This is a genomic window from Woronichinia naegeliana WA131 (assembly GCA_025370055.1).
Classification (GTDB): Bacteria; Cyanobacteriota; Cyanobacteriia; order Cyanobacteriales; family Microcystaceae; genus Woronichinia; species Woronichinia naegeliana.
This window is the reverse complement of record CP073041.1, coordinates 5490573-5509085: the sequence shown is the minus strand read 5'-3', so window position 1 is coordinate 5509085 and position 18513 is coordinate 5490573. Positions and strand designations below refer to the sequence as shown.

The following is an 18513-nucleotide window of genomic DNA, read 5'->3' as shown; positions in this document are numbered from 1 at the left end:
GGGATAGTTACGATGAAATTTACACAGCGTGTTAGCCAAGTTCCACCTTCCATTACCTTAGAAATCACGGCCAAAGCCAAGGAAATGCGAGCCAAGGGCATTGATATCTGTAGTTTTACGGCCGGAGAACCCGATTTTGCCACACCGGCCCACATTACAGCCGCCGCTAAGTTGGCCCTGGATCAAGGAAAAACTCGCTATGGCCCTTCTGCCGGAGAACCCGTATTACGTCAAGCGATCGCCCTCAAACTTCAACAGGACAACCAACTCTGTTACGAAGCGAAAAATGTGATTGTCACCAATGGCGGTAAGCATTCTCTGTTCAACTTGATGTTGGCCATTATTGAAACAGGGGATGAAGTCATTATTCCCGCTCCCTATTGGCTCAGTTATCCCGAAATGGTCAAATTAGCAGAGGGAACACCTGTCATTGTCGAGACAACGGCAGCCACTGACTACAAAATTACACCCGCACAACTTCAGGCTGCTATTACACCACGCACCAAATTATTTGTGCTCAATTCTCCGTCTAATCCCACAGGAGCCGTTTATACGCCGGAGGAGATTCGAGCCTTGGCTGAGGTAGTGGTAAAGAACGATATTTTAGTGGTGTCTGATGAAATTTATGAAAAAATTCTCTACGATGGCGCAGAACATTTGAGTATTGGAGCCGTCAGCGAAGAGGCCTTTAAGCGCACTATTATTAGTAACGGTTTTGCCAAAAGTTATTCCATGACGGGCTGGCGCGTTGGTTACTTAGCGGGGCCAGAGGAGCTAATCGAAAAAACCAGCACTATCCAGGGTCATAGTACCTCTAATGTCTGTACCTTTGCCCAATATGGCGCGATCGCCGCTTTGCAAGACTCTCAAGATTGTATCCAAACCATGTTAACGGCCTTTACCGAACGGCGTAAAGTGATTGTCGAAGGGATCAATGCCATTCCTCAACTGAGTTGTCCGACTCCCATGGGAGCCTTTTATGTGTTTGTGGATGTTAGTCAAACAGGTTTAGATTCCCTTACCTTTTCTGATAAATTGCTGGAAAGTCTGGAAGTCGCAGTTATTCCAGGCATTGCCTTTGGGGATGATCAATGTATTCGTCTCTCCTATGCGACCGATATGGCTACCATAGAAAAAGGCTTAGATCGGTTAGCTAAATTTGTTAGTCGTCTTTAAAAGGGAGAATTTCTAAAGGCGATAAATTATTGATCGCCTGGGTAGCCTGATATAATCAAAACTATGATTACAAGGCTGAAAGTTTCTGGTTTTAAGAATCTTGTAAATGTGGACATTCGCTTTTCTCCCTTTACCTGTATTGCAGGGGCCAATGGAGTGGGCAAGTCCAATCTTTTTGATGCTATTCAATTTTTAAGTGCCTTAAGCGATCGCTCTTTAATCGAAGCGGCCAAATCGGTGCGGGATGAGAGTGGCAAAACAACAGATATTAAAAGTCTTTTTCATCGGGTAGGAGACAGCTACGACGAAACCATGCGTTTTGAAGTGGAAATGATCATTCCTAAAACAGGTATGGATGATTTAGGACAAGAAGCAGAAGCCAGCAGCACTTTTCTGCGTTACACTCTGGTTTTGAAATATGTGGATTCTCAGAATTATTTAAAATCTTCGGGTTCTTTAGAGATTTTACAGGAAGAATTAGTTCATATTAAAAATAAGACAGAACTTCAGCAAAGTTTAAGGTTTAACTATTCTTCTTTATGGTTAAATTCAGTTTTCAAGGCTCAAGCGAGAAAGGCCCCTTATATTTCAACAGGGAAGCAATCGGATAACATATCAAAATCAGATAGTGAAGTCGTTTCAGACCTAGCAATTCGTCTTCATCAGGACAGTGGAACGGAAAAAGGGCGAAGAAGGGGAGCGGGAGGGAAGCCCAGACGATTCTTAGCTAAAAAACTACCTCGAACTGTTTTATCTGATGCGAATGCAACCGAAAGCCCAACCGCCTTATTAGCGCGTCGAGAAATGCAATCCTGGCGCATTCTGCAATTGGAACCTTCGGCCCTCAGAAAACCGGATGATTTTATGTCCGTATCGGAAGCCGTTTTAGGAATGGATGGTTCCCATTTACCTGCGGCTTTATACCGTCTTGCTCACGAATTAGTAGAAGAATCAGATTATGAAAATATTGAGGAAGTTTATAGTCAAATTGCCAATAGTTTGGCTGAGTTAATTACAGATGTAAGGAGTGTTAGTATTGATCGAGATGAAAAACGTCAGCTTCTCACTTTATTAGTGACGGGAAAAGACGGAACTTCCCATCCAGCAAAAGCTCTGAGTGATGGCACATTGCGATTTTTAGCATTAGCGGTTCTTGCTCTTGATCCGAATAATCAAGGTGTTATGGGCTTAGAAGAACCTGAAAATGGTATCCATCCCGAACGAATCCCTGCCATTCTGAATTTATTACAAAGTATTGCAACCGATGTCAATAGTCCTGTAGATGTTAATAATCCTCTGCGTCAAGTAATTATCAATACCCACTCTCCCGCCGTTGTTCAACAGGTTCCAGAAGATAGTTTGTTAGTGGCAGAATTAAAAGAAATGATCGCTAATAACCATCGCTATAAAGGAGTCTGTTTTAGTTGTTTACCGGATACCTGGCGAACGAAGATTGAGAACGAAAATATTAGTATTATTTCGATGGGAAAATTACTGCCCTATCTTAATCCTGTGATTGATGAACAAGCAATAGATGAAGATGATATTTTTGATGAAACTTCACAGAATGAGCAGCCTAAAACTTCTATATCTAAAAATACTAGGCCGAAAAAAATTTGGAAGAGGATATTCGTCAGTTAACCCTTTTTCCAGAGTTATAGTTATGAAAGAAATTCGCTATACTCTGATTACCGATGGCAGTTCAGACCGTGCCTTAATGCCGATTCTCAATTGGTTACTGATGGAGCTAGGTGTTAACATCCCTATTCAGGCAGCTTGGGCCGATTTAGCACGGCTTCCTCATCCGCCTAAAAAATTAGAAGATAGAATTGAAAAAGCGATCGCCCTTTATCCCTGTGATTTATTGTTTATTCATCGTGACGCGGAAAAAGAAACCCGTCAAAAAAGAGTATCGGAAATCCATCAGGCCGTTAACTTGCTCAAAGAAGATGTCAAATTACCTGTTGTCTGTGTAATTCCAGTTAAAATGACTGAAGCCTGGCTTTTAATAGATGAAAAGGCGATTAGAGAAGCAGCAGGCAATCCCAAAGGCAGTCAATCCCTAAATCTACCTAAACCCTCTACAATTGAGAAACTATCTGATCCAAAAGAAAATTTGAAAGCATTACTGGAGCTTGCTCGTGGTCATTCTTCTCGTAAATCCCAAAAATTTTTGATCGCAAGAGCAAGAATAGCTGAGTTGATTGACGATTTTCACCCCCTAAAACAATTACCTGCTTTTATGGACTTGGAATCTGAACTTAAGCAGACCCTTGGCGATCGCGGTTGGATTAGTGATCTAACCTAAAATAGTATAAATAATTTAGTCTAAAATAACAAAAAAAGTTGGTTTTAATCTTAAAATAGTATTAAATTATTTCAATTACAAATCGGAGAAAACAATTATGTCTTATCAAAAAATTTTGGTCGCCCTAGATCGTTCGGAGCTATCCCAAGAGGTCTTTCAACAGGGTTTAGTCCTGGCAAAACAGAGCCAGGCTACCCTAATGCTCTTTCATTGTGTACCGATAGAAAGCCAAATTTTAACGCCCTATCCGAGTTTTTACAGTGAGGAAATGCTGAACTTTTCCCAACACGTTCATGAACAGCTTCATCAAGAGATGACTGAAACGGAGCAATGGTTGAAAAAGTACGAGCAAATGGCTACAGAGCAAGGGGTTACTACCGAATGCAATTGTAAAATTGGCGAACCTGGTCGTTTAATCCGCGATATGGCTAAAAGTTGGCAAGCTGATTTAATTGTGTTAGGACGACGAGGCTTAAAAGGAATCTCAGAAATCTTTTTAGGCAGTGTCAGCAACTACATCGTACATCAAGCTCTTTGCTCAGTCTTAATTGTCCAGCATCAAGATTAAAAAACACAGTAGTCAACTCTTTTCCTTACCTTTTAGATTGAATGACCTGTAAACTACCGCCCGCATAATCCCGTATTTGACAATCGCGAAAACCCACTGCGCTTAAAATCCTGGTTAAATCCGTTTGAATCAATTGCCAAGCAGTTTCCGTTTCAAAAAGCCAAAGAAAAATAGATAAGGGTGGCCAGAACAGAAAATTGTGGGGACGGTGCAGATCAATGAAGGTAAAAATACCATTGGGTTTTAAGACCCGATAAACTTCCTGCAAAATCTGCTGTAATTGTTCTGGAGTCATTTCATGGAGAGCCACACTTGGTATGCACGAGATCAAATTCAGCGTCGGCAAAGGGCATGGACTCCGCCATTGCTTGCACATAATCGGCTAAATCCCCCTTAAAAAGGGGGACTTCTCAGACTGTTGCAAGAGTTCTATTAAGCCTCAAAGTCTTCCCCAAAGATTTGCTCCTCCAATTCCTGGGCTTCTTTGTAACTATCCTTCGCTTTTAATAAATCACTAGCCAACTGATTAAAAGCCGAATCTAGCTCTGGTTTAGCCTGATTTTTAAGCCATAAATCCCGCACAATTTCACTGAAATCTAAGTCTTCATCCATATTCCCCAAAATTGTCTCAATTTCGCCAACCACTAACTCAAACATATTAATTTTATCATGGAGAACGCTTAAAATATATTCTTCAATGCTATCTTTTAAACAAAAATTAAAAATAAACACATCCTGCACTTGTCCAATCCGATGAATCCGTCCAATGCGTTGCTCAATTTTCATCGGATTCCAGGGCAAATCATAGTTGACGATCGCATTGGCAAATTGAATATTACGACCTTCTCCCCCTGTTTCCGAAGCCAAAAGCACTGGCACTTCATTACGGAAGGCTTCTATGGCCGCATCTTTTTCTTTGAGAGACATATCGCCGCGAAAGGTGACAAAGACAATGCCTGCTTCCTGAAGCATGGTTTGTAAATAATCACTGGTAGCTTTAAAGGTAGCAAACACTAAGGTTTTTTGACTAGATTGTTGCAATAAATCAATTAAGGCTTTGGCTTTTTCGGCTTTTTTAACTTGGGCAGCACGTTTGACTAAGCTTTTCAACACATCACTTTCGATGCGTTTATTGAGTTGTTTAAGAGAATCGGTCAAGGCATTAGGAGAAGACCCTGCACGCATTAATAAATTAGTGGTGGAAAGTTTATCAAGGGGAACATCAGGATGGCGCAAAAATTCGGTTACATCTTGATATAATTTTTTCTCGGCAGGGGAAGGGGTCACAGAAATGGTTGTCGCAAAGCGTTTGGGCAGTTTAACATCTACTAAGGCGCGGGTATTGCGTACCATCACTTCTCGCATTAATTGACGCAGTTTTTCGGGATTTTTCGGCACGCGACCATTGCCCGACATTACATATTCTTTTTTGAAAGCGGCTTCGGTTTTTAATAGTCCTGGTTTGAGTAGGGTTAAAAGGTTAAATAATTCGACTAAGGAATTTTGTACAGGGGTCGCGGTCAACATTAAAATGAAGCGTTTATTGAGGGCATTAACGAGTTTCCAGGAAAGGGTATTCCTATTTTTGAGATGGTGGGCTTCATCGACAATTACTAAATCCCAATTGCGTCCAGTGGCAAAAGGAAAATGTTTGGCGGATTTGGCAGTCGGTAAAGAGGCGACAATTCTTTGATTATTATTCCAAAATTCTTCGGGGTTTTGTTGGAGTGATTTAGAGTCGGTGGTGATGCTATCTATGTTAAATTTTTCGCTTAATTCATGTTGCCATTGGGAGACTAAGGAGGCGGGACTTAAGACTAAGATAGATTGAATTTGTCCCCTGGCTAAATATTCTTTACAAATTAATCCTGCTTCGATGGTTTTACCGAGTCCGACTTCATCTGCTAATAGGGCCCTACCACCTAATTGACGCATTACTTTTCTAGCGGTTTCGATTTGATACCAATATTTATCAATGGCGTTTAAGGTGGGCAAACAAAGGAGTTGATCGTAGTCTGCCATGATGGACAGGTTAAACAGGTCTAAACGCACTTGATAGTGGTCTAGATCATCAAATCGTTGGTTTTGTAGGGCTTCTAGGGCGAGGGAAGGGGTGAATTTAAAGGTGTGGGAGATGTTGAGAGAGGGCATTATTGGGAAGAAGAAACTTTTGATGAAATTATAGCAGTTTTTGCTCTGTTAATTGCGATCGCTTGAGAGATTTTAAATGATAATTACAATAAAACTTGGAATTTATAAACAAAGCAATAGTGTTCTCTGTCCATAAATACAATACCTAATTCATCCCCACTGGTTAGTCCAGCTTACTAAAAGAACTGATTAATATATTGGCTTCTGTTTGTATGAGAAGACAACCCCGCCTTGAGTTATGACATGGACTAGGCATACAAATCGGTATCATTTACCACAGAGAAAGTGATTTCTGTAAGTTCTCTTCCCAAAAACTAGGTAAATCTCTAAGTTTTGAGTATTTTTTTATCTTCCGTCTATTTCTAGTATTAACGTGGTGTAAGGACTGAATTTTCGTTACTTGAAGAAGGATTTAGAGACCAATCTTGCTCAAATTAGGTTGATCATAAGAAACAAGAGTTTTTATCTGTATGTAACACAATACACAAAAATCATCAGAAATCGCAGAAAGGTTAGATGCGTGGTTCCTGTAAGTAATGGTTGTTTTTTTGATGTAAGCTTGGCTTTATTTCACAGGAAAGCAATTGGCAACGTAAAGATTTGTTAATGATTGTGATATTTCAGGAAAACTGGTTTAGAATAACCAGAGCACAGTAGTTATACCAAATTTCAAAATGTCCGACATACTCGATCCGCTCACCGTAAGGCTTTGACCTCGCTGATCTATTACAAGGGTTCTGAAAAGTGGTATTGTCCTGATGTGCTATTCTGCTTTGAGCAAATTTAATTTATTTATAAGGTATCTAAATTATGGTTACTAGGGAAGTGCTTATTGGCAAGATTATTCAGCAGAGACAGCCTTTTGTCCAGAGAATTGAACAGGTTGAACATAAACTTAAGGAATCTCAGGAAAATCTTAAAGAATTAGAGAACTTAAGGATTTCACTGATTCCTAAGTTAGATGACCCCATTGTTTTGGAATTGTTTAAAAAACTCAGTTTAGATGATTTACAAAAATTAATTGACGAAGATTTAAGAGCATTGCAAAAATTGAAACGCCGTTTTAAGCGTTCTACACTCAATATCGGTGTAGTCGGACGTGCCAGACAAGGAAAAAGTCGATTTTTACAAAGCGTAAGTGGTTTAACTCGTTCAGAAATTCCTGATGGAGACAGAGAGCATTGTACTGGTGTTCGTAGTACGATCTATCATAAACAAGATGGTAGTCAAAAAACTCATGGATTAGTTTATTTTCATACACAAGAAAGCTTTTTGGAAGAAATTATTAAGCCTTATTATGAGCAATTGAGTTTAGGAAATTTACCAAATATTCAAGATTTTGCTCGAAACTCACTCCCTGAACTTCCTGAAACATCTAAAAAACTTGCTGAATATAAAGCTAAGTATGAGCATCTCAAAAAATATAAAGACTATTTTGATAAGTATTTCAAATTTTTAGGAACAACTCAAGATAAACCTTTAGAAATTACTAAAGAGCAAATTAGAGAATATGTTGCTCAAGATGATGAAAATGGTGAGCGAATCTACTTTCGTTATTTAGCAATTAAGGAAGTTAAAATCTTCTGTCCTTTTCCTCAAAAGGAAGTAGGAAAGATTGCTTTAATTGACCTGCCTGGTCTCGGAGATACTGGTATCGGCGATGAAGCTCGCTTAGTCAAGACAGTAGGAGAGGATGTTGATGTCATTATCTTTATCAAAAAACCTCAAAAAGGAGATTATTGGGCTGATGTTGACGTTAAATTATATGATATCGCTGAAAGGTCATTAATTGAACTTCCCGTCAATTTATGGTCTTACATGATCCTAAATTATACGCCTACTCTCGTTGACAACTATGTAAACTGTCAGGATTTACAAAAATCTATTAAACAACAGCATATTGATGTTATCCAGTCTCTAATTGTTGATTGTGCGGATAAAGATCAAGTTGCTGGCTTTCTTGACACAATTCTTAACTATCTAGCTCATTCTATTAATGACTTGGATAGAAAGTATGCACGTTCCTGCCAGATTCGTTTGCAAGAATTAGAAAAAACTGTGAACGAAGAATTGATAAATGTTCGCAACTTGCTATCTAATTATGCAAATACGTCTCGTCAATTTCTAGGTTTGTTTAATCAATTTATGGACAAGTTGTCTGAATCTATGAGAACTTTAAACGAAGAGTTCAAAGAAGGCATGACAAAAAATGACCCTGAATTTGAAAAGCAGGTTAAGAAAGCCTTGGAGGATTGCAAACTCCATTTACATATTCCTGATGAAGGAAAGATCACTCAAAGGGCTTATAGCCCTGATGACAAAGGCTCTCATCAAATTGCGTATTTACAATATATCGCTGAATTAAGAGCTAATATATCGCAAAATTTTCATTTATTAGATTGTGGCTTACAAGATTCCATTGCTAATTTCAAGAGTCGTGTGGCCGACACTCTTATTTCTCAAGTTGGTTTGGGAGACATAACAACTAAAAGAAATGCTGATTTTATATTAGTAATGGCTGATAAATTTGCGGAAAAAAATAATAAACTAGAGCTAGGATTTAGGACATTTTACGATTATGAAATGTCTTATGGTTCATTGCTTCTAAGGATTATCAGAGGCCATTTAAATAGTTCTTTGTCCCCAGACACTAATACTCTTGAGCTAAAAGAAATGACTCCTCAAACTGTCAAAAAAAATCTTCAATCGCTTTATGATGAAATCATCAAAAAATGTGAAGTGACATTGAACAACTGGTTAACTGTGCCTTCCGAGGTTCAATACTATATGCTTGAGGAGTTTATAGATCGTATTTTATATGCTGATGGCATGAAAGATGAGTGGTTTGCTTTCTTAGATGATACAGAAATACGCTCTCTTGTATGGACAGAATTTCGTCAAATTGAAGAAAGAAAACGTTTACAAGAAACTTGGCGACAACAAGTCAACTTAGCTCGTATTGAACCTAACTCTTTAGATTTCATGAATGTGTAGTTTGATCGCCGCTCTTAATTAGTTTAAGGGATGATTGCGATCACCAACTTTAGCGTAACAACATTAAAAAGGCGATCGCCATCCTTAATCCCTTCAAAGAATGATTGCGATCGCAGATTTTTCTATAACAAGATTAGAAAAGGTAAACAATGATTTAAAAAATGGACTATAATGATCAACAATTGCATTTTCAACAAAATCTTGATAACGCTAAAACATGAAAACATTAAACATTAAACAACAAGCCCATAGTCTCATTGAACAATTACCTGATAACTGTACTTGGGATGATATTATGCACCAAGTTTATTTGATTTTAACTGTCGAAGCAGGTTTAGCGGACAGCCAAGCGGGGCAGGTTAAATCCATAGAGGAAGTGCGATCGCAATTTGGTCTTCAACCATGAAAGTATTTTGGACAAACAAGGCAATTTAGCAATTGAAAGCAGTCCATAACTACCATGCTCAGATTTCCCCTGAATACGCCAATCGGTTAGTTGATCTCATTACAAAACGTTCAGAACAAATAGGTAACTTTCCTAATTCAGGTCGAATGTTACCTGAAATTAACCTGGAGCAAATTCGTGAAATTATTGAAGCAAATTATCGAGTTATTTACTACGTTGGAGTTGATAGAATTGATGTCTTGACTGTCGTACATGGTCAACAAAAATTGTCTTCCTCTTAACTTGCGATCGCGGACTTCCCTCTAACAAAATAAAAAATGCGGTCGCTGCTCTTCGTTAGTTTATGGAATGATGGCGATCGCTTACCGTGAGCATCTGTCACTTACGGAAATTGTCTGATATAATTCGAGATGAAAGACATTCAGAGTAAAAAATATGAAATGGCAAGAAAGAATTGCAAGTGATCCTTCCATCTGTCATGGTAAAGTCTGCATTAAAGGAACCCGCATTATGGTGTCTGTTATTCTAGATAACTTAGCGGCTGGAGTCAGTAATGCAGAAATATTAAAAAGCTATTCATCTCTGAGCGAACTTGATCTAAAAGCAGCGATTTCCTATGCTGCAGAACTAGCTTGTGAAAGAATCATATCGGCTTAATAGGGATAACATGAAATTTAAAATTGATGAAAACTTACCAATAGAATTTGCGGAAATACTTCAAGAATACGGTTATGATGCAATGACTGTACATCAGCAAAAACTAAAAGGAGAAAAAGACCCAATTCTTTTAGAGATTTGTCAACAAGAAGGTAGGATATTAGTTACTCTTGATCTGGATTTTGCTAATATTAGAAATTATCCCCCTGAACAATTCTTAGGAATTATTGTATTTCGGGTTAGTCGTCAAGACAAGCCCTCTTTGCTTTCCATTCTTCAAAACATAATCCCATTATTTGGGCAGGAAAAAATTATTCATCACCTATGGATTGTCGAGGAAAAACGCATTCAGAATACGCGGAGAAATTTAAAAATATACTCCAAGATCGCTGTTCTTAATCTCCTTAAAGAAATATGGCGATCACCCTAGTAAGGACAATTTAAAAAAATACAAATTTTTATTGACACTTAATATAGACATCAGTTATGTTGTAAAGAATAGAGTTAATATTTTTGAATGCCCACCCTGTTAACCGTTGGCCCATACCGATTTTTTTGCTATGCAGGGGATCAAAATGAGCCTCCCCATATTCACATTGAACGGGATAAATCTCTCACTAAATTTTGGCTTCAGCCCGTCCGTCTTCAAAATAAGCAAGGATTTAGCCGTGTAGAAATTAACCGCATTCAAAAATTAGTTGAAACTCATCAAGAACAATTACTAAGAGGCTGGCATGACTTCTTCAACGATTGAATTATTGACCATACCAATCATTCAAAAAGTAACCATCACTGACGAGGCTCTTTCCGTAGATTTATCCGATGGACGCACCATTTCCGTCCCTCTGGCATGGTATCCACGTCTGTTAAATGGTTCCATTTTAGAGCGTAATGATTATCGTTTAATTGCTGACGGTAGTGGTATTCATTGGCATCAACTGGATGAAGATATTAGTCTTAAAAATTTAATTCTAGGACAGCCATCGGGCGAAAGTCAAACCTCATTTCAGCGTTGGTTAAAGAATCGAAGTTAAAAAAGGCGATCGCCGCTCTTTGTTTGTTTAAAGAATGATTGCGATCGCCGTTCTTAGTTAGTGTAAAGAAAGAGTGAGATCGCCTCTCTTAGTTAGTTTAAGTAATGATTGCGATCGCTTACCGTGAGCATCTGTCACTTACGGAAATTGTCTGATATAATTCGAGATGAAAGACATTCAGAGTAAAAAATATGAAATGGCAAGAAAGAATTGCAAGTGATCCTTCCATCTGTCATGGTAAAGTCTGCATTAAAGGAACCCGCATTATGGTGTCTGTTATTCTAGATAACTTAGCGGCTGGAGTCAGTAATGCAGAAATATTAAAAAGCTATCCATCTCTGAGCGAACTTGATCTAAAAGCAGCGATTTCCTATGCCGCAGAACTAGCTCGTGAAAGAATCATATCGGCTTAATAGGGATAACATGAAATTTAAAATTGATGAAAACTTACCAATAGAATTTGCGGAAATACTTCAAGAATACGGTTATGATGCAATGACTGTACATCAGCAAAAACTAAAAGGAGAAAAAGACCCAATTCTTTTAGAGATTTGTCAACAAGAAGGTAGGATATTAGTTACTCTTGATCTGGATTTTGCTAATATTAGAAATTATCCCCCTGAACAATTCTTAGGAATTATTGTATTTCGGGTTAGTCGTCAAGACAAGCCCTCTTTGCTTTCCATTCTTCAAAACATAATCCCATTATTTGGGCAGGAAAAAATTATTTACCACCTATGGATTGTCGAGGAAAAACGGGAACTGGTATCGTCTGATCAAAGTTGGAAAAAGTTATGGTGTAAGGCTTTGAGAAAATAGAAAAATAGTTTAAGACTAGACATCGGCCCGTTTTTATTATACTATTATTATTGTCATTATATCAAAGAAGAAGGAAACAGAAAACAATGTCAATATTAAAGAAAAGCTCTATGGAAATCCTGAATGATGTTGGCTTGTGCCAAGAGAAAGAGGATGCCTTATTCAAGAAAAACTGTCCTCATTGCTATAGTGAAAACGTAAAAATACATTCTCATTATCAAACGAAAGGTAACGGGGAACGTAAAATGTTCATTTGTCAAGAATGTAGTTCTTGTTTTGCTGAGACTTATGGTAGCGTAATCGCTGGCTTAGAAACCCCATTAAGTGAAATTGTAAAAGTATTAAAAGCCAGAATGGAAGGAATAGGATTGAATGCAGCAGCCCGAGTATTTGGCTACGCGAAAACAACAATATTGAATTGGGAAAAGAAATTATCAGGATTACAAGAGACATTATTTTTATACGCCTTAGTGAATGAATTTGTTAAATTAGTAATAGAAGGGGATGAACTATACACAAAAGTTGGAAAAAATAAAGAAGCAAGTGCCTCTGAGGGGTGGACAATCGTGCTCATGGATAGGGCTAGCCGCTTTATTTGGCATTTAAAATGTGGTCGAAAAGAGCAGAAATTATTTCTAGAAGCAATGATGACGGTAGCGGAATTATTTGAAAGGAGTGCAGAATCTCTCCAGTTATTTACAGATGGAGAAAAGCGATATAGTCAACTGCTATTTAATATTTGTCACGAAGTATTAAGGACTGGAAAGCGAGGTCGTCCCACCAAAGTATTACCGAAGGGTCTTGTAGTAAGACTAAAAAATAAGAGTAGTAAACGTCGAGATTCTGAGGGTAAACTAAAGAAAGTAGAAACTCCGAAACCAGAACATCCAGAGACAACAGAAAAACCAGAAGAAAAGGACGTCCATGCCAACCACGTTGAGGCATTTAATAGTGCTATCCGACGCTATTTAGCCGCCTTTCGTCGTCGTACAAATACTTATGCTAAATCGGTTGTGGGATTACAGCGAGTCCTAGATATTTTCTGGATGGTTCATAACTTTGTTCGCAGCCATTTTACGACTAGAGAAGTTCCTGCTGTAGCTCTCGGTATAATTGAAAAAGGGTTTACTTGGGAGGACTTACTCCAAATTCGCCTGATTTTTTGAACCTCTCGTATTGCAACGTTTGTAGCTTCTAGCTAGACGATACCAGTGCCTGTTTATGCTTGTTTAAATAAATGATAAAATTCTCAGCTTGAGGCTCTGACCATCCCTCAAAACAGGAGATAGCGGCATCCACTTCACCCGTCCAAAGAAAAGACTTGACCTCCTCAATTCGCTGGAATGACCCCCCAATTTTATAGAGGTTTTCAATTAAGTGATACCAGTCCAAAATTTCAATTCGCTCATGTTTCTGTCCTATCTCACGAAATAAGTTCCAGATACCATCATGTCCATCTCCCAAACAAATTAAAGGCTTAGCCAAAATTTGAGAATTAACCAAATCTAATAAAGCCGAGTTATCTTGAAAAAAGGCAGCTACCCCCAATTGATGAAAACTGACTCCTTTATAATCACGCCAAATTAAGGGTTCTCCCTTGGGAGTTCTGAGTCGTACCTTCCCACCATCTATGCTAATTTCTTCGACTTCTGTGTTAGAGGGTAATTCTTCAAAATGATAGCGATGTACAAGGCGTTGTTGCGTACTGTGAGAAACAGCAATTCCCGTCAATGATTGGATTTTCTTAGCTGCTTTTTCATAAGACTCATCGCCACTCAGTAGCAAACAGTTCTTCTCTAACATTGGACTCATCTGAGTTCGAGGCTTTAGTTCTAATTTCTTCGCTTGTTTTTCTGTAATGGGCAATTCCCCCAAAATACTTTTTACTGTTCGTATCCGACCTGTGGTTTCCTCGGTACTTGTTTTGACAAAAAAATACCTATTTCTGGGTTGACATACTGAATCATTAAGTCTCTGACAGTCTCCTCTATTTCGCCCAAATTATTAAATGTTTTAACTTGAGATTGTTGATAGAGACATTCTCCCAACTCTTGACATAACTCTTGAATCCTTTTTTCATTTTCTGATAACACTGATAACATGAGATTGTTCCTCAATTGGGATAGATTTTGGAAAGTGGGTCTCGACTATTATACTCTCATTTCTTTTTTTGATAAAGTTCGATAAAGTTCAAAGCAGGGCGAACGCATCTAAAAATGATACAGATACAAGAACATTATAGAGGGATGGATAAGGGAAAATAAGGGAAAGTGCATAGAAAACAAAAGCGATGAAACTCCGACCCAAATATAGACTGGTAGAACACTTTGCCGAAATAGATGACCCTCGCATCGAACGAACAAAACGGCATAAACTCATTGATATTCTAACGATTGCCATCTTAGCCGTCATTTGTGGAGCAGAAGGTTGGGTAGCCATGGAAAGTTTCGGCAAGGCTAAACATCAATGGCTAAAAAAAATTTTGGAATTGCCGAATGGCATCCCCTCCGACGATACGTTTGCGCGTGTATTTGCTAGTCTGAATCCAGAGCAATTTCAAGACTGTTTTCTGCATTGGGTCAAAAGTATAGCGGAGGTAAGTGAAGGAGAAGTGATAGCGATTGACGGCAAAACCCTTCGCCACTCCTATGACAATGCCAACGGAAAGGGCGCAATTCAGATGGTAAGTGCATGGGCAACAGCAAATCGTCTAGTACTAGGACAGTGCAAGGTGGAAAGCAAATCGAATGAAATCACGGCGATTCCTAAACTCCTGAAAATGCTAGAGGTCAAAGGTTGTATCGTAACGATTGATGCCATGGGAACTCAGACAAAGATTGCCCAACAGATAGTAGGGCGAGGGGGAGATTATGTTTTGGCATTGAAAGGCAATCAAGGTAATTTATGTGAGGATGTTGAACAATTATTTGCTCATGCTCAATCGGTTAATTTTGTGGGAATTAAGCATGATTTTCATCAAACAATAGACAAGGGACATGGACGGATTGAAATTCGCCGTTGCTGGACGATGGAACAAACAGAATTTTTGCTGGGTGGGGAGAAATGGGCAAAGTTGACGAGCATCTGTATGATTAAAGCGGAGAGACGATTGAAAGACAAAACAGAGTATGAGACTCGCTACTATATCAGTAGCCTGCCGAGTAATGCTCAAAAATTATCCCAATCTGTTCGTAGTCATTGGTTGATAGAAAACTCTTTACATTGGGTTCTAGACTTGGCCTTCAACGAGGATGCTTGTCGCATTCGTAAGGATTTTGCTCCTGAGAATTTAGCCGTCTTACGCCATATCGCTCTTAACTTGCTCACAAAGGAAAATACTCTGAAACTTGGTATCAAGAATAAACGGCTACGCGCTGGTTGGGACGAGGACTATCTCCTTAAGGTTTTACTCGGATAAGATGCGTTTGCCCTGAAGTTCAAAGTCTTATTTTTCTGCCCATAAGTAGGGCTTGCTGAAAAAGTCAAAAAACGAAAGAAATGTGGGTTAGGGAAGTATGGACTGAAAAAGCATAGATAACTTATCCTTATGGAAACAAATCAAAATACAGATTTTGTTTAATCTATTGTTCCTTTCTGTCTAAAAAGGTCAACACAAATCACTCCTCACAAAAGAGAGGAAAATTAACACCATTTTTCACAAGAAAAACGACTCTACAACTTTTTACTTTTTGTCTTCTGAAGTAGAGTAGAAAGATTCATTACCAAAAAGTTCATCGCAATTACCGTTTCCGAGGTCTCAGGTAGTTTGGCCATCACTCGACCAAGACTAAATTTCCTCTTTCCCTGTCCGAATTTACCCTCAATGGCATTACGCACTCTTTCATCTGAGCGTGCCTCTTTCTTTTTTTCTTTGCTCACCTCTTTCGGCGGTCTTCCCAATCGGGGACCACTCATTCTTATATCCCTTTCTTTACAATAAGCTCGATTCGCTTTTGTTCGATAGATTTTATCCACATGAACCGATTCCGGATAACATCCTGTTTCCCTTTTATATTCTTCTATTCGCGCTTGTAAATCTCCCGATTCGTTGTAATTATCCCAACTTAATTTGTCTAAGAAGACAAAGCCATTCACATTACTTGCCGATATTTTAGCTCCAAACTCTACTGCTTTTCCCGCTTTTCCACGCACTATTGGACGCACGTGAGGTTGGCTTACACTCACAATTCTGTTTTCTACTTTATTTGTCTTTTTTTCATACATTTCTAACTGTTGCTCATACACTTTTCCTATCGTTACAAGCTCTTCTTGCTCTTTTTTCGTTAGTTTTTCTAACTTTGCTCCCTCTTCTATCATTTTTTCTATATGAGACAAGTTTCTTTTTATATATCCTAGTTGTTTTTTTGTTCCTTTTCTTCTTTCTTTTTTTGACACACGACGTTTTTTTGCTATGGCTAAGTACTCTTTTCTTGCCACTTCCCTATAAGTCCTCGGCTTTTCTTTCCTTTTCTCTTTTATTTCTTCATACAGCTTATCTATTATTTTTTCTGTTTTTTCTCTGGCATCATTCAATATTCCTATATCCGTTGGATATTTTATATCTGCTGGTGTACAAGTCGCATCTAACAATAACTTTCCTTCATTTTCTTTTTTTTCTGACGCTACACCCGTCGCTTTTTTTTCTATTTCTTTATTAATTTTATTTATTAATTCCATTCCTATTTTTTTACGAAAATGAACCATCATTGACGCATTAAATGCTTCTTTGCTACTATAGCTTTCCATTCCTATAAAGTACTGTAAATAAGGGTTCTCTTTTATTTGTTCTACTGTTTCTCTGTCACTTTTTCCTGAAATTTCTTTGATAATTAATGCTCCTAATGCCATTCTAAATGATTTGGCTGGGGCTCCTTTTTTTTCTGTGAAGTTTTTTGCATATTCTTCCTCATATTCTTCCCAAAGAATCATTTTTGACATTTCTATCCAACGATTTTCTTCGTCTAACTGCCCGCCGAACAGATTTTTCAAGTTTTCTGGTGTTTCAATTGAGTACTGTTGCTTTCGGTACATCTGCTTTCTCTCTTCTTAATGCAATGGTTTTGAGGCATTCTACCCTATTTTCGTGCATTCTAGCGGTTCTTAATTCGCCTACTATTTTTCTCCGTAAAGGTTTCAGCTTTTTTCAGCAAGCCCTAAGTATTAATACTTATTGCATAAGTGAGATGCTTCCCTGTATATTTTCTACGTGCTTCCATAAATTCTAGTTTTCTGTAAAAAACCTTTGACATTTTTTACAATAAAACTTACGACGAGGGACTTGTAGGTACACCGTTTGACCAGAAATGGGCAAATCCCTTATGAGTAGATTGTTGGTCTGATGTAATTCATCGGTTAATCTTCCACAGTAATTACATTTGACTTCTTCCTCTTGACAACTCAGTATCAAAAAAGCCTCTGTTCCTTCTTGAATAACATTTCTTATTTTTACCTTTGGCAAATCTACCAGATTTTCTAGAAAAAATAACATTGATGCCGTCCTCATATAGGGTATCTTATTATACATTTTTCAACGTCAATCCAGAAGAGCCTTTTTGAAAAAATTGTTTGGCGGAATTCACCTTTAATACAGCAATTCTAAATTTGCGCTGTAGCAAGGGTTTCAGGTTTTAGTTCGCGTAATATGGGGTAAAATTCAACGGGATTAACAAGTTCATTTTACGAGTCTTCAGGCTTTTGGGCATAATAGTACACCTAGGATTGCCCCAAAAACCCTCTTTTAAATGTTCTTTAAATCCCTAAAAGGCTTGCTGTGTCTAAAACTGAGAATTGCTGCCTTTAATAAACATTCCCCATCCAGCTGTAAGAAGTATGGGCCAAGCTATAAACCAAGCGATGCCCAGCCCTACCAATTGGTTGCGAATATCACCATCATCAACCGAAATGAGCAGTGAATGATCTGCTCGGCTCATTTCGATTTTATATGAGAAGACCAACCCAGACATTTGACGGAAGAAACTGTCTTTTCCACGTTTACCACATAATGCTCACCATCCTCCCAATCTTTGTTTGTTAGAGTGAATTCATGCTTCAAGAGCAGCCAATCTGATAATTGGATGCCTACTTCCGCCAATTCCTCCAAAGTAATGTGTCGACCAATTTGAACAGCATGAACATCAATACCCATGATTGTTATTCTCCTTAATTTAATCAATTTGAAACCAATTAGAAACCTTCTGGTCTCTGATATTAGTGTGACAGACCCTTGTTTGATTTCGTGAATGAATTGGTTGATTACGTTATAAAGTGTAACTGAATCGCACTGAAATGAAATAACTCGTTGAGAAAATCTATATTTACCCATAGTTTTTATTCCCCATATCAAAGTTATTGCGATCGCATTAACAATCTATCTTCTAAAGGCGATCGCTATTACTTTGAG

16 protein-coding genes and 3 pseudogenes are annotated in these 18513 nt (G+C 38.2%); 14 read left to right on the top strand and 5 right to left on the bottom strand.

What is annotated here, in order from left to right; translation table 11 throughout:
• Positions 1-12 precede the first annotated feature (12 nt).
• From KA717_27735 to KA717_27720, 4 genes are all read left to right on the top strand, one after another.
• Positions 13-1176 carry a pyridoxal phosphate-dependent aminotransferase gene (locus KA717_27735; protein UXE59546.1) on the top strand — a complete coding sequence of 388 codons (1164 nt, stop codon included), beginning with the start codon at positions 13-15 and terminating at the stop codon, positions 1174-1176.
• A gap of 63 nt (positions 1177-1239) precedes the next feature.
• Positions 1240-2817, top strand: coding sequence for an AAA family ATPase (locus tag KA717_27730; GenBank protein UXE59545.1), 1578 nt, complete (start codon positions 1240-1242; stop codon positions 2815-2817).
• A gap of 22 nt (positions 2818-2839) precedes the next feature.
• Positions 2840-3484: a DUF4276 family protein gene (locus KA717_27725; GenBank protein UXE59544.1), complete on the top strand. Its 645-nt coding sequence runs from the start codon at positions 2840-2842 to the stop codon at positions 3482-3484.
• A 97-nt stretch (positions 3485-3581) separates the two neighbouring features.
• A complete protein-coding gene (locus KA717_27720; GenBank protein UXE59543.1) occupies positions 3582-4052 on the top strand; it encodes a universal stress protein in 471 nt (156 codons plus the stop codon).
• Between the two features lie 25 nt (positions 4053-4077).
• Here the strand turns inward: KA717_27720 and KA717_27715 are convergent.
• A pseudogene (locus KA717_27715) lies at positions 4078-4435 on the bottom strand (class I SAM-dependent methyltransferase).
• A 49-nt stretch (positions 4436-4484) separates the two neighbouring features.
• On the bottom strand, positions 4485-6203 hold the full coding sequence (locus KA717_27710; GenBank protein ID UXE59542.1) for an SNF2-related protein: 1719 nt from the start codon (positions 6201-6203) through the stop codon (positions 4485-4487).
• An 810-nt stretch (positions 6204-7013) separates the two neighbouring features.
• Here KA717_27710 and KA717_27705 point away from each other — a divergent pair.
• The 9 genes from KA717_27705 to KA717_27665 all read left to right on the top strand — a co-directional run bounded on the left by KA717_27705 (position 7014) and on the right by KA717_27665 (position 13279).
• On the top strand, positions 7014-9197 hold the full coding sequence (locus tag KA717_27705; protein ID UXE59541.1) for a hypothetical protein: 2184 nt from the start codon (positions 7014-7016) through the stop codon (positions 9195-9197).
• 217 nt (positions 9198-9414) lie between these two features.
• On the top strand, positions 9415-9603 hold the full coding sequence (locus KA717_27700) for a hypothetical protein (GenBank protein ID UXE59540.1): 189 nt from the start codon (positions 9415-9417) through the stop codon (positions 9601-9603).
• Positions 9604-10038: 435 nt separating this feature from the next.
• On the top strand, positions 10039-10260 hold the full coding sequence (locus KA717_27695) for a DUF433 domain-containing protein (GenBank protein ID UXE59539.1): 222 nt from the start codon (positions 10039-10041) through the stop codon (positions 10258-10260).
• A gap of 10 nt (positions 10261-10270) precedes the next feature.
• Positions 10271-10690: a DUF5615 family PIN-like protein gene (locus KA717_27690; GenBank protein UXE59538.1), complete on the top strand. Its 420-nt coding sequence runs from the start codon at positions 10271-10273 to the stop codon at positions 10688-10690.
• A gap of 87 nt (positions 10691-10777) precedes the next feature.
• Positions 10778-11014 (top strand): DUF4160 domain-containing protein, encoded by a 237-nt coding sequence (locus KA717_27685; GenBank protein ID UXE59537.1) that lies wholly within the window; start codon positions 10778-10780, stop codon positions 11012-11014.
• A 4-nt stretch (positions 11015-11018) separates the two neighbouring features.
• Entirely contained in the window at positions 11019-11294 is a 276-nt protein-coding gene (locus KA717_27680; GenBank protein ID UXE59536.1) for a DUF2442 domain-containing protein, read from the top strand.
• Between the two features lie 191 nt (positions 11295-11485).
• Positions 11486-11707, top strand: coding sequence for a DUF433 domain-containing protein (locus KA717_27675; protein UXE59535.1), 222 nt, complete (start codon positions 11486-11488; stop codon positions 11705-11707).
• A 10-nt stretch (positions 11708-11717) separates the two neighbouring features.
• The gene (locus KA717_27670) at positions 11718-12113 is read left to right on the top strand and encodes a DUF5615 family PIN-like protein (GenBank protein UXE59534.1); all 396 of its coding nucleotides are present in this window, start codon (positions 11718-11720) and stop codon (positions 12111-12113) included.
• 86 nt (positions 12114-12199) lie between these two features.
• Positions 12200-13279: an IS1 family transposase gene (locus KA717_27665; protein ID UXE59533.1), complete on the top strand. Its 1080-nt coding sequence runs from the start codon at positions 12200-12202 to the stop codon at positions 13277-13279.
• A 37-nt stretch (positions 13280-13316) separates the two neighbouring features.
• On the opposite strand, the pseudogene KA717_27660 reads toward KA717_27665, so the two are convergent.
• Positions 13317-14206: pseudogene (locus tag KA717_27660) on the bottom strand (ISKra4 family transposase).
• A 197-nt stretch (positions 14207-14403) separates the two neighbouring features.
• On the opposite strand from KA717_27660, the gene KA717_27655 reads away from it, so the two are divergent.
• Complete coding sequence (locus KA717_27655) at positions 14404-15531, top strand: ISAs1 family transposase (GenBank protein UXE59532.1); 1128 nt, start codon at positions 14404-14406, stop codon at positions 15529-15531.
• A gap of 275 nt (positions 15532-15806) precedes the next feature.
• Here the strand turns inward: KA717_27655 and KA717_27650 are convergent.
• Both KA717_27650 and KA717_27645 read right to left on the bottom strand, forming a co-directional pair.
• Positions 15807-17144: pseudogene (locus KA717_27650) on the bottom strand (IS5 family transposase).
• Between the two features lie 895 nt (positions 17145-18039).
• On the bottom strand, positions 18040-18258 hold the full coding sequence (locus KA717_27645) for a hypothetical protein (GenBank protein ID UXE59531.1): 219 nt from the start codon (positions 18256-18258) through the stop codon (positions 18040-18042).
• Positions 18259-18513 lie beyond the last annotated feature (255 nt).

Bases quoted from the DNA above. Each gene is read 5' to 3' on its own strand.
- KA717_27735 (UXE59546.1), top strand. From the start codon at position 13: ATGAAATTTACACAGCGTGTTAGCCAAGTTCCACCTTCCATTACCTTA.
- KA717_27730 (UXE59545.1), top strand. From the start codon at position 1,240: ATGATTACAAGGCTGAAAGTTTCTGGTTTTAAGAATCTTGTAAATGTG.
- KA717_27725 (UXE59544.1), top strand. From the start codon at position 2,840: ATGAAAGAAATTCGCTATACTCTGATTACCGATGGCAGTTCAGACCGT.
- KA717_27720 (UXE59543.1), top strand. From the start codon at position 3,582: ATGTCTTATCAAAAAATTTTGGTCGCCCTAGATCGTTCGGAGCTATCC.
- KA717_27710 (UXE59542.1), bottom strand. From the start codon at position 6,203: ATGCCCTCTCTCAACATCTCCCACACCTTTAAATTCACCCCTTCCCTC.
- KA717_27705 (UXE59541.1), top strand. From the start codon at position 7,014: ATGGTTACTAGGGAAGTGCTTATTGGCAAGATTATTCAGCAGAGACAG.
- KA717_27700 (UXE59540.1), top strand. From the start codon at position 9,415: ATGAAAACATTAAACATTAAACAACAAGCCCATAGTCTCATTGAACAA.
- KA717_27695 (UXE59539.1), top strand. From the start codon at position 10,039: ATGAAATGGCAAGAAAGAATTGCAAGTGATCCTTCCATCTGTCATGGT.
- KA717_27690 (UXE59538.1), top strand. From the start codon at position 10,271: ATGAAATTTAAAATTGATGAAAACTTACCAATAGAATTTGCGGAAATA.
- KA717_27685 (UXE59537.1), top strand. From the start codon at position 10,778: ATGCCCACCCTGTTAACCGTTGGCCCATACCGATTTTTTTGCTATGCA.
- KA717_27675 (UXE59535.1), top strand. From the start codon at position 11,486: ATGAAATGGCAAGAAAGAATTGCAAGTGATCCTTCCATCTGTCATGGT.
- KA717_27670 (UXE59534.1), top strand. From the start codon at position 11,718: ATGAAATTTAAAATTGATGAAAACTTACCAATAGAATTTGCGGAAATA.
- KA717_27665 (UXE59533.1), top strand. From the start codon at position 12,200: ATGTCAATATTAAAGAAAAGCTCTATGGAAATCCTGAATGATGTTGGC.
- KA717_27655 (UXE59532.1), top strand. From the start codon at position 14,404: ATGAAACTCCGACCCAAATATAGACTGGTAGAACACTTTGCCGAAATA.
- KA717_27645 (UXE59531.1), bottom strand. From the start codon at position 18,258: ATGGGTATTGATGTTCATGCTGTTCAAATTGGTCGACACATTACTTTG.